This window comes from Streptococcus infantis, from assembly GCF_018499575.1.
Taxonomy (GTDB): domain Bacteria; phylum Bacillota; class Bacilli; order Lactobacillales; family Streptococcaceae; genus Streptococcus; species Streptococcus infantis_K.
This window is the reverse complement of sequence record NZ_JAHDAP010000001.1, coordinates 705112-718598: the sequence shown is the minus strand read 5'-3', so window position 1 is coordinate 718598 and position 13487 is coordinate 705112. Positions and strand designations below refer to the sequence as shown.

At 39.7% G+C, this 13487-nt stretch carries 16 protein-coding genes; 15 read left to right on the top strand and 1 reads right to left on the bottom strand.

Going from position 1 to position 13487, the window contains the following annotated elements:
* Positions 1 to 12: 12 nt before the first annotated feature.
* The 15 genes from hemW to KJR31_RS03470 all read left to right on the top strand — a co-directional run bounded on the left by hemW (position 13) and on the right by KJR31_RS03470 (position 12189).
* Positions 13 to 1143, top strand: coding sequence for a radical SAM family heme chaperone HemW (gene hemW, locus KJR31_RS03540; protein ID WP_214262096.1), 1131 nt, complete (start codon positions 13 to 15; stop codon positions 1141 to 1143).
* Positions 1144 to 1147: 4 nt separating this feature from the next.
* Positions 1148 to 1885 (top strand): acyl-[acyl-carrier-protein] thioesterase, encoded by a 738-nt coding sequence (locus KJR31_RS03535; protein WP_214262095.1) that lies wholly within the window; start codon positions 1148 to 1150, stop codon positions 1883 to 1885.
* Positions 1886 to 1896: 11 nt separating this feature from the next.
* Complete coding sequence (locus KJR31_RS03530; protein WP_045615608.1) at positions 1897 to 2670, top strand: TIGR01457 family HAD-type hydrolase; 774 nt, start codon at positions 1897 to 1899, stop codon at positions 2668 to 2670.
* Positions 2660 to 3292 (top strand): TIGR01906 family membrane protein, encoded by a 633-nt coding sequence (locus tag KJR31_RS03525; RefSeq protein WP_214262094.1) that lies wholly within the window; start codon positions 2660 to 2662, stop codon positions 3290 to 3292. The genes KJR31_RS03530 and KJR31_RS03525 overlap by 11 nt, the downstream gene beginning before the upstream one ends.
* A gap of 138 nt (positions 3293 to 3430) precedes the next feature.
* Positions 3431 to 3832: a Spx/MgsR family RNA polymerase-binding regulatory protein gene (locus KJR31_RS03520; RefSeq protein WP_006148218.1), complete on the top strand. Its 402-nt coding sequence runs from the start codon at positions 3431 to 3433 to the stop codon at positions 3830 to 3832.
* A complete protein-coding gene (locus KJR31_RS03515) occupies positions 3833 to 4111 on the top strand; it encodes a UPF0223 family protein (protein WP_004252549.1) in 279 nt (92 codons plus the stop codon).
* Positions 4101 to 4868 (top strand): inositol monophosphatase family protein, encoded by a 768-nt coding sequence (locus KJR31_RS03510; protein WP_214262093.1) that lies wholly within the window; start codon positions 4101 to 4103, stop codon positions 4866 to 4868. Before KJR31_RS03515 ends, KJR31_RS03510 begins: the two co-directional genes overlap by 11 nt.
* Positions 4869 to 4874: 6 nt before the next feature.
* Positions 4875 to 6188, top strand: coding sequence for an RsmF rRNA methyltransferase first C-terminal domain-containing protein (locus KJR31_RS03505; protein WP_214262092.1), 1314 nt, complete (start codon positions 4875 to 4877; stop codon positions 6186 to 6188).
* A 109-nt stretch (positions 6189 to 6297) separates the two neighbouring features.
* Positions 6298 to 7176, top strand: coding sequence for a phosphate ABC transporter substrate-binding protein PstS (locus KJR31_RS03500; protein ID WP_214262091.1), 879 nt, complete (start codon positions 6298 to 6300; stop codon positions 7174 to 7176).
* Positions 7176 to 8093: a phosphate ABC transporter permease subunit PstC gene (gene pstC / locus KJR31_RS03495; protein ID WP_142557702.1), complete on the top strand. Its 918-nt coding sequence runs from the start codon at positions 7176 to 7178 to the stop codon at positions 8091 to 8093. Before KJR31_RS03500 ends, pstC begins: the two co-directional genes overlap by 1 nt.
* On the top strand, positions 8083 to 8967 hold the full coding sequence (gene pstA, locus KJR31_RS03490; RefSeq protein ID WP_214262090.1) for a phosphate ABC transporter permease PstA: 885 nt from the start codon (positions 8083 to 8085) through the stop codon (positions 8965 to 8967). The genes pstC and pstA overlap by 11 nt, the downstream gene beginning before the upstream one ends.
* A 10-nt stretch (positions 8968 to 8977) precedes the next feature.
* Positions 8978 to 9781 carry a phosphate ABC transporter ATP-binding protein PstB gene (gene pstB / locus KJR31_RS03485; RefSeq protein WP_214262089.1) on the top strand — a complete coding sequence of 268 codons (804 nt, stop codon included), beginning with the start codon at positions 8978 to 8980 and terminating at the stop codon, positions 9779 to 9781.
* Positions 9782 to 9793: 12 nt separating this feature from the next.
* Positions 9794 to 10552 carry a phosphate ABC transporter ATP-binding protein PstB gene (gene pstB / locus KJR31_RS03480; protein ID WP_214262088.1) on the top strand — a complete coding sequence of 253 codons (759 nt, stop codon included), beginning with the start codon at positions 9794 to 9796 and terminating at the stop codon, positions 10550 to 10552.
* A gap of 10 nt (positions 10553 to 10562) precedes the next feature.
* Positions 10563 to 11216, top strand: a complete 654-nt coding sequence (phoU, locus tag KJR31_RS03475; RefSeq protein WP_214262087.1) for a phosphate signaling complex protein PhoU — start codon at positions 10563 to 10565, stop codon at positions 11214 to 11216.
* Between the two features lie 157 nt (positions 11217 to 11373).
* Complete coding sequence (locus KJR31_RS03470) at positions 11374 to 12189, top strand: ABC transporter substrate-binding protein (RefSeq protein WP_214262086.1); 816 nt, start codon at positions 11374 to 11376, stop codon at positions 12187 to 12189.
* Positions 12190 to 12208: 19 nt separating this feature from the next.
* Here the strand turns inward: KJR31_RS03470 and KJR31_RS03465 are convergent, their stop codons facing one another.
* Positions 12209 to 13483 carry a PLP-dependent aminotransferase family protein gene (locus tag KJR31_RS03465; RefSeq protein WP_214262085.1) on the bottom strand — a complete coding sequence of 425 codons (1275 nt, stop codon included), beginning with the start codon at positions 13481 to 13483 and terminating at the stop codon, positions 12209 to 12211.
* Between the last annotated feature and the right edge of the window lie 4 nt (positions 13484 to 13487).

Here is a 13487-nt window from a genome sequence, read left to right as displayed (position 1 = left end):
ATAATAAATACTATGCAGAAGAAACCAACATCAGCTTATGTGCACATCCCCTTTTGTACACAAATCTGTTATTATTGTGACTTTTCTAAGGTCTTTATTAAAAATCAACCGGTAGATAGCTATCTAGAGCATCTCTTAGAAGAGTTTGCTTCTTATGATATTCAAAAGTTGCGTACTCTCTATATTGGAGGAGGGACACCGACAGCCTTGTCTGCTTCACAATTGGAAGTTTTATTAGACGGTTTGACTAGGAATCTGGATTTGTCTGTTTTAGAAGAATTAACCATAGAGGCCAATCCTGGTGATTTGGATGAGGACAAGATTGGAGTTTTAAAGAATTCAGCTGTCAATCGTGTTTCACTAGGTGTGCAAACATTTGATGATAAAATGCTGAAAAAAATTGGTCGAAGCCATTTGGAAAAAGATATCTATGAAAATATAGATCGTCTTAAATTAGCAGGATTTGATAATATTTCTATTGATTTGATTTACGCTCTTCCCGGTCAAACTATGGAACAAGTAAAGGATAATGTTGCCAAGGCCATCGCTTTGGACATTCCCCATATGAGTCTCTATAGTTTGATTTTGGAAAATCATACGGTCTTTATGAATCGCATGCGGCGTGGAAAGTTACCACTTCCTAAAGAAGAAGTAGAAGCTGAGATGTTCGAATATATCATTGCTGTATTAGAGCGGGCTGGTTTTGAGCATTACGAAATTTCAAATTTTTCAAAACCAGGTTTTGAAAGTCGTCATAACCTTATGTACTGGGATAATGCCGAGTATTATGGTATCGGCGCAGGAGCTTCAGGTTATGTCAATGGTGTTCGCTATAAAAATCATGGGCCTATCCGCCATTATTTGAAGGCAGTAGAAGAGGGAAATGCCCGAATTACAGAGGAACATTTAACTTTGCGAGAGCAGATGGAAGAAGAGATGTTTCTTGGCCTTCGTAAGAAGTCTGGTGTTTCCATGACACGATTTGAAGAAAAATTTGAGCGGTCTTTCGATGGACTTTATGGAGAAATTGTCAGAGATTTGGTTCAACAGGGGCTTATGCTGGTTGACGGTGACCGAGTGAGAATGACGAAGAGAGGTCTCTTTTTAGGAGATACAGTAGCAGAAAGATTTATATTGGAGTAGAATTATGGGCTTAACTTATCAAATGAAGATGAAAATTCCTTTCGATATGGCTGACATGAACGGTCATATCAAGCTACCAGATGTGATTTTGTTATCTTTGCAGGTATCAGGAATGCAGTCAATTGAACTGGGAGTAAGTGACAAGGATGTTTTAGAACAGTACAATCTAGTCTGGATTATCACAGATTATGACATCGATGTGGTTCGTTTGCCTCGTTTTGCTGAGGAGATTACGATTGAAACAGAAGCCTTGACTTATAACCGTCTTTTTTGCTATCGCCGATTTACCATTTACGATGAAACTGGTCAAGAAATCATCCACATGGTAGCTACCTTTGTCCTCATGGATCGTGAGAGTCGAAAGGTTCACCCTGTAGAACCAGAAATTGTTGCCCCTTATCAATCTGAGTTTTCTAAAAAACTGATACGTGGGCCAAAATATGAGGAGCTAGAAGATGCAATCAGCAAGGACTATCATGTTCGTTTTTACGACTTGGATATGAATGGGCATGTCAATAATAGCAAATACCTAGATTGGGTCTTTGAGGTTATGGGAGCAGATTTTCTGACCAACCATATCCCTAAAAAAATCAACCTCAAATATGTCAAGGAAGTTCGACCAGGTGGAATGATTACTTCTAGTTATGATTTAAATGGGTTAGAGAGTAATCACCAAGTTACAAGTGATGGCGATATCAATGCTCAGGCAAAGATAATCTGGCAAGAAATTAACAAAGATTAGAAAGAAAATGTATGACTTATAAAGGCTATTTAATCGATTTAGACGGAACAATTTATAAGGGAAAAGACAGAATACCAGCGGGAGAAGCTTTTGTTCACGAGTTACAAAAGAGAGAGATTCCCTATCTTTTTGTAACAAACAACACCACTCGTACACCTGAAAGTGTCCAAGAGATGTTAGCCAATCAGTTTAACATCGATACACCTGTATCAACTATCTATACTGCAACCTTGGCGACTATTGATTACATGAATGATCTAGGACTTGAAAAGACAGTCTATGTCATCGGAGAAGCAGGGCTTAAGGAAGCGATTCAAGCAGCAGGCTACGTGGAAGATAAAGAAAATCCAGCCTATGTGGTTGTTGGTCTAGACTGGCAAGTAGACTATGAAAAATTTGCTACGGCAACCCTAGCTATCCATAAAGGTGCTCACTTTATCGGTACTAACCCAGATTTAAATATTCCAACTGAACGTGGTCTTTTGCCTGGTGCTGGTTCACTGATTACTCTTCTCGAAGCAGCAACTCGCGTAAAACCAGTTTATATTGGGAAGCCAAACGCTATTATTATGGATAAGGCTGTCGAGCACTTAGGACTTGAGCGCCAAGAAATTGTCATGGTCGGGGACAATTATCTGACTGATATTCGAGCTGGTATTGACAATGGAATTCCGAGCCTTTTGGTGACGACAGGGTTTACAAAACCTGAAGAAGTAGCTGATTTACCAATCGCGCCAACCCATGTCCTCTCAAGTCTTGCGGAGTGGAATTTCGATGAAAACTAAGTTTACTTTTGGTGGGAGTCTTCTCTTTCTTCTCTCCCTTGCCATTTTATTGACCATTTATCTAGCTTGGTTGGTTTACCCTCTGGAGATTTCTTGGTTAAACCTGACCAGCAGTATTCCTTTCCAATCTCAGACCATCCAGCATAACTTTAATGTTTTGATGGATTATTTGACCAATCCATTGAATCAAGTATTGGCAATGCCGGATTTTCCATCGTCTGCTTCTGGGCTCCATCATTTTGCAGTTGTGAAGGGACTCTTCCATCTGACTCAAGGTGTAGCGATAGTTACTCTACCGATTTTTTATCTTTTTTGGAAGCAGGTCATTCAGAAAGGGTTTCTGTCTCTTTATCGCAGAGGTCTTTTGATCATGCTTTCTCTACCTTTGGTTCTTGGTTTAGTTGGTGTTTTCATTGGATTTGAACAGTTCTTTACTTTATTCCATCAGATACTTTTTGTAGGTGATGATACCTGGCTGTTTGATCCTGCAAAAGATCCAGTTATTCTCATCCTACCAGAGAATTTTTTCTTGCATGCCTTTCTCCTATTTTTCTGCTTGTATGAACTGCTTTTTGGTTTCATGTATCTACTAAGTTGGAAAAAATTACCGAAAAAAGAATAAATGCATAAAATTGTTTTAAATAATTGTACGAAAAACCTATTTTTCTTTAAAAAGTAGGTTTTTTTACGGAAATAACTAGTCAAGCGCTTTATTTTTTTGTATAATAGAGTAAGAAAAGTATGCAAAGAAGAGAATAGCATGATTACACTATTTTTATCACCGAGTTGTACATCATGTCGTAAGGCAAAGGCCTGGCTTGATAATCATAAAGTGCCTTTCCAAGAGCACAATATTATGACCAGTCCTTTATCAAGAAAAGAACTGCAACACATTCTTTCCTTGACCGAAAACGGTACCGATGACATCATTTCAACTCGTTCAAAAATTTTCCAAAAGTTAAATATCGATGTGGAAAGTATCTCGGTGACAGAGTTGCTTAATTTAATTGAGCAATATCCTAGTCTTTTGCGTCGTCCAATCATCATTGATGATAAACGGATGCAGATTGGCTTTAATGAAGATGAGATTCGTGCATTTCTTCCTCGTAGTTACCGCAAGCAAGAATTGAAAGAAGCTACTTTGAGAGCTGGTATTAATTAGATGAATAAACAGTATAGTTACCCACTAGATTTGTCGTGGAGCACTGAAGAACTTGCTTCAGTGCTTTCTTTTTTTAATGATGTTGAAGCTGCCTATGAGACACAGGTAGATGCTAAGAAACTTTTAGATTCCTACAAGGTATTCAAGTCAGTCGTTCCAAGTAAGAGCGAAGAAAAGCGTTTGGGACGTGAATTTGAATCAGTTAGTGGATATTCTTTCTACCGAGCAGTCCAGTTGGCCAAAGAAAAAGGAGAAGGGAAGATTTCACTTGGAAAATAAATTTATATTTGCCAAAGAAATTGTCAGGGAAGCTGGGGAATACATTCTCCAACATATGAAAGAAGAACTCCATGTTGAGAGAAAGTCTTCCCCTACAGATTTGGTAACGAAGTTAGATAAAGAAGTTCAAACCTTACTCATTGAGAAAATACGGTCTCGCTATCCGAATGATCAGTTCTGTGCGGAAGAAGGCTGCCTGCGTGCAGCAGTAGGGAAAGGTTCTGTGTGGATTATTGATCCCATTGATGGTACCAACAACTTCGTCGCTCAAGGTGAAGACTTTGCTGTTATGCTGGCCTATTTTGAGGACGGTGTTGGTAAGTTTGGGATTATCTATGATGTTATGAAGGGTGATTGCTACCATGGTGGAGGGGACTTCCCGCCCTGTCGCAATGATGAATCTTTACCAGCATTTAAAAAGAAACCGTTGAGAGAATTTTTGGTAGCTGGTAATTCTGGAATGTTAGCGACTAACGAATGGGGCTTAGCAGATTTGGGAAACGCTGCACTTGGTACACGAGTTTATGGCAGCGCCGCTATTAGTTTTGCCAAGGTGCTATCAGGTAGACTTTTAACTTATATCACTTATTTACAACCTTGGGATTATGCGGCTGCAAGTATTCTAGGTGAGAGTTTGGGTTATAAGGTTTTTACGATTGCTGGTGAGAAAGTCGATTTTCAAACACGACAGGCCGTTATGATGGTGCCAGTCGAGATGAAAGATGAGATTCAATCCTATATCTATGAAAGGAAATAAACCTACATGCAATTTCCAGATGGATTTGTAAAAAAATATGAAACAATATTGGGAGATGAGGCAAGAGCTTTTCTTGCCTCTTTTGATGATGAAGCTGTTTCTGCCTTTCGTATCAATCCCTTAAAAGAAAGACAGCTTTCTTTTTCAGATGCTATTCCCAATACACCCTGGGGCTACTATGGGAAGGTTTCAGGCAAATCACCAGAACATGTAACTGGCTTGGTCTATTCCCAAGAACCTGCTGCACAAATGGTTGCACAAGTAGCTCAGCCAAGACCAGGTATGAAGGTACTGGACTTAGCAGCAGCACCAGGTGGGAAATCAACTCAGCTGGCAGCTTATCTTGCTGGTGAGGGGATTTTAGTTTCTAATGAAATTTCAAACAAACGAGCGAAAGTCTTGGTTGAAAATATGGAACGCTTTGGTGCGACTAATGTCGTTGTAACCAATGAATCTGCAGAACGCTTGGCCACGGTTTTTAAAGGGTACTTTGACCTGATTGTTTTAGATGCGCCATGCTCAGGAGAAGGTATGTTTCGTAAGCAACCTGACGCTATGGATTATTGGAGTGAAGATTACCCTAGCCAATGTGCAAACCTACAGCGTGAAATTCTAGAGGATGCAGTAACGATGTTGGCTGATGGTGGTCGACTTGTCTACTCTACTTGTACTTGGGCTCCAGAAGAAAATGAGGAAATCATTCACTGGCTTCTAGATAACTATGATTTTGAATTGATTCCAATCGAACATATCAATGGTATGATCCCAGGGATTGATTTGCCTGAAACAGCTCGGATGTATCCACATCATTTTAAGGGAGAAGGTCAGTTTGTTGCCCATCTTCAGTTTAAGGGACAAAACAAACCTGGGAAGTTCAAGCCTTCTAAGACGAATCTCAGTCGTGAACAGTTGAGTTTGTGGCAAGATTTTGAGAAGAAGCATTTAAAAGAAAAACTACTAGGAGTTCTACAAGTTTTTGGGGACCAACTTTATCTCTTACCAGAAGTCCTACCAGATATTAGTAAACTTAAGATAGCTCGTAATGGTCTTCATCTTGGAACTTTTAAGAAAAAACGCTTTGAGCCAAGTTTTGCTCTTGGATTAGCTTTGAAACCGAGTCAAGTCAAGCAAACGATTGAAATTCTTCAAGAAGACTTTGGCAAATACGTAGCAGGTGAAACGGTGCAATTGGAGCAAAATTTTAGTAATGGTTGGTACCAAGTTTTGGTAGGCGGTAATGGTTTTGGTTTTGCAAAAGTGACTGGAAATACTCTGAAGAACTACTTCCCTAAAGGATTGAGGTTTCAGGTGAAAAACTAGTCAAAATCAGTATTCTATGTTATAGTGGAAGTATGGATTTTTCGTGAGATTATTAGGAATTTAGGACGTAAATCCAAGCTATTCATCATTATTTTCAAGGAGACAAATAGTGAAAAAATTTAAAAAACTCACCCTCTCTCTTGCGACTCTTTTACTTGCTGGTTCACTGGCAGGGTGTGCAAGTTGGATTGATCGTGGGGAATCTATGACTGCTGTTGGGTCAACGGCCCTCCAACCTTTAGTCGAGGCTGCAGCAGATGAATTTGCATCAGCTAATATTGGTAAAACAGTTAACGTTCAAGGTGGTGGTTCTGGTACTGGTCTGTCTCAAGTCCAGTCAGGAGCAGTAGACGTTGGGAACTCTGATGTATTTGCGGAGGAGAAAGATGGTATCGATGCCACAGCCCTAGTTGACCACAAGGTAGCTGTTGCGGGTATAGCTGTTATCATCAACAAAGAAGTAAATGTTGATAACCTAACAACAGAACAGCTCCGACAAATCTTTACAGGAGAAATTACCAACTGGAAAGAAGTTGGCGGTAAGGATTTAGCAATCTCAATCATCAACCGAGCAGCTAGCTCAGGTTCTCGTGCGACCTTTGACAGTGTAATCATGAATGGTCAGTCAGCGATTCAAAGTCAGGAGCAAGATTCAAACGGAATGGTAAAGTCCATCGTTTCTCAAACACCGGGTGCCATTTCCTACCTAGCCTTTGCCTATGTTGATGACTCAGTAGCGACTATCAAACTCAATGGTTATGAGCCAAACTCAGAAAACGTTACAACGAATAATTGGCCATTGTGGTCTTATGAACACATGTATACCCTTGGTGAGCCAAATGAATTGGTTGCCGAATTCCTAAACTTTGTTCTTTCGGACGAAGCTCAGAATGGAATTGTTAAAGGAATGGGCTATATTTCTGTCAAGGAAATGAAAGTCGAAAAAGATGCTGCAGGTACTGTGACAGCGCTAGAAGGGAGCCAATAATGAATCAAGAAGAATTATCAAAAAAATTGCTCTCTCCTTCAAAAAACTCTCGTCTTGAGAAATTAGGAAAAGGGCTAACCTTTGCCTGCCTATCTTTGATTGTCATCATCGTTGCTATGATTTTGATCTTCGTGGCTCAGAAAGGCTTATCGACCTTCTTTGTCAATGGTGTGAATATCTTTGATTTTCTTTTTGGTGCAACTTGGAATCCGTCAGGTAAACAATTTGGTGCCCTTCCAATGATTTTAGGTTCCTTTATTGTTACCATCCTGTCAGCTCTTATTGCAACACCATTTGCCATTGGAGCTGCAGTCTTTATGACAGAAGTATCACCAAAAGGAGCCAAGATTTTGCAACCAGCTATTGAACTTCTAGTAGGGATTCCTTCGGTAGTTTACGGATTTATCGGTTTACAAGTCGTCGTTCCGTTTGTTCGTACTGTCTTTGGTGGAACAGGTTTTGGTATTTTATCAGGTATCTTTGTTCTCTTCGTTATGATCTTGCCAACTGTTACCTTCATGACAACTGATAGCTTACGTGCAGTTCCTCGTCATTATCGTGAAGCTAGTTTGGCTATGGGTGCAACCCGCTGGCAAACAATCTGGCGTGTAACCTTGAAGGCGGCACGTTCAGGTATTTTTACGGCAGTAGTTTTCGGAATGGCGCGTGCCTTTGGTGAAGCCCTTGCGATTCAGATGGTCGTTGGTAACTCAGCAGTTATCCCAACTTCATTAACGACACCAGCAGCGACTTTAACATCCGTTTTGACTATGGGAATCGGAAATACTGTCATGGGAACTGTTGATAATAATGTTCTCTGGTCACTGGCCTTAGTATTGCTTTTGATGAGTTTGGCCTTTAACAGTGTGATTAAATTGATTACGAAAGAAAGAGGAAAGAAAAACTATGCACGCTAAGAAATTAGATAAACTTGCTACAGCTGTCCTCTACACCATTGCAGGAATCATTGTGACCATTTTGGCTTCCTTGATTCTTTATATCTTGGTTCGAGGCTTGCCACATGTTTCTTGGTCATTCTTGACAGGGAAATCATCTTCTTATCAAGCAGGTGGTGGTATTGGGATTCAGCTTTATAATTCCTTTTTCCTCTTAGTAATTACCTTATTAATCTCTGTGCCTTTATCAATGGGAGCTGGAATTTTCCTAGCAGAGTATGCCAAAAAAGGTCGTATTACAAATTTTGTTCGTACCTGTATTGAAATCCTGTCATCTCTACCATCCGTCGTTGTGGGACTCTTTGGTTACCTGATCTTTGTAGTCCAGTTTGAGTATGGATTTTCCATTATTTCAGGTGCCTTGGCTTTAACAGTCTTTAATCTTCCACAAATGACACGTAACGTTGAAGACAGTTTGAAACACGTTCACCATACGCAACGTGAAGCTGGTTTGGCGCTTGGCCTCTCTCGTTGGGAAACAGTCCTTCATGTGGTTATTCCTGAAGCTCTTCCCGGGATTGTAACTGGGATTGTGCTTGCATCAGGTCGTATCTTTGGAGAAGCTGCAGCCCTTATCTACACAGCAGGTCAATCTGCACCAGCTCTTGATTGGTCTAACTGGAATGTTTTCAGCGTAACTAGTCCAATCTCAATCTTCCGTCAAGCAGAAACCTTGGCTGTCCATATCTGGAAAGTCAATAGTGAAGGAACCATTCCTGATGGAACTCTGGTTTCAGCAGGTTCTGCAGCGGTGCTCCTCATCTTTATCTTGATCTTTAACTTTGGAGCACGTAAACTCGGAAGCTATCTACATAAGAAATTAACTGCTGCCTAAAGGAGAAGCCATGTCAAAATATAATTGGGATGAAAGGCATATCATTACTTTTCCAGAAGAAAAAGTGGCCCTCTCTACGAAGGATTTACATGTTTACTACGGTAAGAATGAATCCATCAAGGGCGTGGATATGCAATTCGAAAAAAATAAAATTACTGCCTTGATTGGTCCGTCAGGTTCTGGGAAATCAACCTACCTACGTAGTCTCAATCGTATGAACGATACTATTGATATTGCTAAGGTTACAGGCCAAATCCTCTACCAAGGAATTGACGTCAACCGTCCTGAAATCAATGTCTATGAAATGCGTAAGCATATTGGAATGGTTTTTCAACGTCCAAACCCATTTGCTAAATCAATCTACCGCAACATCACCTTTGCACACGAACGTGCAGGCGTTAAGGACAAGAAGGTTCTTGATGAAATTGTAGAAACCTCTCTTCGCCAGGCTGCCCTCTGGGATCAGGTCAAAGATGACCTTCATAAGTCAGCCTTGATGCTTTCAGGTGGTCAACAGCAACGTCTCTGTATCGCTCGTGCTATCTCAGTAAAACCAGACATCCTCTTGATGGATGAGCCGGCATCAGCCTTGGATCCGATTGCGACAGCTCAGCTGGAAGAAACCATGTTGGAGTTGAAGAAGGATTTTACCATTATTATCGTAACCCACAGTATGCAACAGGCTGCGCGTGCAAGTGACTATACTGGATTTTTCTACTTGGGTGATTTAATCGAGTATGATAAAACTGCTAATATTTTCCAAAATGCTAAGCTACAGTCAACCAATGACTATGTAACTGGACACTTTGGTTAGAAAGGAAACAGTATGACAGAACCGATTTTGCAGATTAAAGACCTGTCTGTTTATTACAATAAAAAGAAGGCTTTGAATAGTGTTTCCTTATCATTTCAACCCAAGGAAATTACAGCCCTTATCGGTCCCTCTGGATCTGGGAAATCAACACTTCTAAAGGCTATTAACCGTATGGGTGACCTTAATCCTGAAGTGACCACTACTGGATCAGTGGTTTATAATGGGCACAATATCTATAGTCCACGCACCGATACAGTTGAATTACGTAAGGAAATCGGAATGGTCTTCCAACAACCTAATCCATTCCCAATGTCAATCTACGAAAATGTTGTTTACGGTCTCCGTATCAATGGGGAAAAAGACAAGCAGGTCTTGGATGAAGCAGTGGAGAAGGCTTTACAGCGTGCTTCAATCTGGGATGAAGTTAAGGATCGCTTGCATGACTCTGCTATAGGTCTTTCAGGTGGTCAACAGCAACGTGTTTGTGTAGCCCGTGTCTTGGCGACTAGTCCAAAGATTATTCTTTTGGATGAGCCAACCTCAGCTTTAGACCCTATCTCAGCTGGAAAAATCGAAGAAACCCTATATAGCCTCAAGGACATGTACACCATGCTCTTGGTTACTCGTTCCATGCAGCAAGCATCTCGAATCTCTGATAAAACAGGCTTTTTCCTTAATGGAGATTTGATAGAATTTAACGATACCAAGGAAATGTTCCTCTATCCTCAAAATAAAGAAACTGAGGACTACATTTCAGGTAAATTTGGATAAGGAGAAAAAGATGTTACGATCTCAATTTGAAGAAGATTTAGAGAAATTGCACAACCAATTCTACGCAATGGGACAAGAGGTCCTTTCGCAAATCAATCGTACCGTACGTGCTTTTGTCACCCATGACCGTGACTTGGCAAAAGAAGTTATCGAGCAAGACTCAGAAGTCAATGAATACGAATTGAAACTGGAAAAGAAATCATTTGAAATCATTGCCCTTCAACAGCCAGTTTCTCAAGACTTGCGTACAGTCCTAACAGTTTTAAAGGCTGTTTCTGACTTGGAACGTATGGGAGACCATGCTGTGTCCATCGCTGAGGCAACCATTCGTATGAAGGGAGAAGAGCGCATCCCTGCCGTAGAAGAAGAAATTAAAAAGATGGGACGTGATGTGAAAGATTTCGTGGAAACAACCCTCGAACTTTACCTGAACGGATCTGTTGATAAGGCCTACGAAGTTGCTTCTATGGATGAAAAAATTAACCATTACTTTGAAAATATTCGTGATCTTGCAACTGATGAAATCAGAAAGAACCCAGAAGCTATCGTCACAGGTCGTGATTACTTCCAAGTGATTTCATACTTGGAGCGCATCGGTGACTATGCTAAGAATATCTGTGAATGGGTTGTTTACTTTGAAACAGGTAAGATTGTAGAATTGTAAAATTGATTAAATATACACAAAATAGGAGCTGAAAGTGAATAAAAGCTCCTTTTTTGATAAATAAAATGAGAAAATTAAATATTTATAAAGTTTTCTCTTGACAAACAAATCTAGTGGAGTTATAATTATACAAAATCAACAGAGAGGTTGTTTATTTATGAAATTTAAAAAATGGATATTTGTATTATGTAGTTTTCTTGCAAGTTTCTTTTTAGTAGCATGTCAATCGTCTAGCTCAAGCTCACAGTCTGCAGTAGAGGCTATCAAACAAAAAGGGAAATTAGTGGTCGCAACTAGTCCAGACTATGCACCTTTTGAGTTTCAAGCTTTAGTGGATGGCAAAAACCAAGTTGTAGGTGCTGATATTGATATGGCACAAGCAATCGCTGATGAACTTGGAGTGAAATTGGAAATTTCAAGCATGAGTTTTGATAATGTCTTGACCAGTCTTCAAACTGGGAAAGCGGATTTGGCTATTGCGGGAATCAGTGCAACTGAAGAAAGAAAAGAAGTTTTCGATTTCTCAATTCCTTACTATGAAAACAAAATTAGCTTTCTTATTAGAAAGTCTGACCTTGAAAAATACAAGGATTTGGATTCTCTAGCAAGCGCAAATATCGCTGCTCAAAAAGGAACTGTTCCAGAATCAATGGTTAAAGACCAACTTCCAAAAGCACAGTTGACTTCATTGACCAATATGGGAGAAGCAGTTAATGAGCTTCAATCAGGTAAGGTTGATGCTGTTCATATGGATGAACCAGTTGCTCTAAGCTATGCAACGAAGAATTCTGACTTGGCTGTTGCTACAGTAAGCTTGACCATGAAAGAAGGCGAAGCAAATGCTGTAGCTATCAAAAAAGGCAATTCAGATTTGAAGGAAGTAGTAGATAAGGTCATCCAAAAATTGAAAGATGACGGTACTTATCAAACATATCTTGAAAAAGCTGCCAAGCTAACAGAAGTAGAACAATAAAAAATAACAGAGTTGGTTTTTAATCCAGCTCTGTTTTTAAGTAGTTTAGTGTTGCTTCAAGATTTTCTAAAGGTACCTTAGCAAATTGATAAGGACAAGTTTCAATGTAGGATGATTCAAAAAAGTCGAGATTTAAAGGACTATGTTTGAGACTTGCAATCTTAGGATAGTCTCTAAGATCAAGTAAGACTCCATCATGGAGTGGATAGATTGGCAAGGAAATGGGATAAGCTTTTAAAAGTTTCTGAACCTGATCCTGACTTTTTTCTTGTAGTGTCAATCTTGCTACTCTATTTTTTTCAAAGAGTTGACTATCAATATAGAGTGATAAAGCCTTTTGCATAATGAGGTTGTTATCATAGTCCAGAATGTTTTTATAGGTGACAAAAGCTTCTTTCATAACATTTGGAAGTATGAGAGCAGTGATTCGAAGAGCGGGAAATATACTGGTTGAAAAAGACTTAATGTAGATAACCAAATCATTTTGATCAAGATAATGAAAGGTTTGTCCCATTTTAGGATCTAGATCTCCCAGATAATCATCTTCAACGATATAAATCTGATATTTAGCAGCCAAGTCAAGAATAGCACGTTTCTCCTCTTCAGAATATGAATGACCCAGAGGATAGTGGATTCGAGGAATGGTGTAGAAAAATTTAATGTTACCACTTTTAAAATGTTTCTCAAGTTCTTTCAGGTCAATGCCATCCACACGACGTTCAATGGTTTGATAGGGAATATTTTGAGCCAGCAGAAGTTGGTTCATTCGGTGATAGGTTGGTTGTTCGACCAGTATTTCTTGGCCCTTACCTGGAAAGTCAATTTGAGAAAGAATAAACAGTGCTTGCTGGGTTCCAGTTGTCATGACTAATTGATCGGGTTTACTATAGATAGCTTGGTCAAACAGTAGTTTCTGAACAGACTGTCGTAATTCTTCTAAACCCTCTTGGTGTTCATAGTAGTTGTAGAGATAATTTTCTCGACCGATCAAGCTTTCATTGACACAAAGACGAAAATCATCATAGGCAGCAGCATGTTCGTCATTGACCGAGATAACGAGGTCTTCGTGGCTAGCTTGTTGTTCTAAAACATAATAGCCACTTTGAGGTTTGGAGTATATGTATTTCTCGTATCGGAGTTCCAAAAGTGCACGCTGTACCGTATCTTTACTGCAGTGGAAGTCTTGACTGAGTTTACGGATAGAAGGTAGACGACTTCCTGTTTGAAGTTTTCCTGATTCTATCTCTGCTTTTAGATAGTGAACAACTTGTTCGTACTTGCTTTCTTGCTTCATTCCA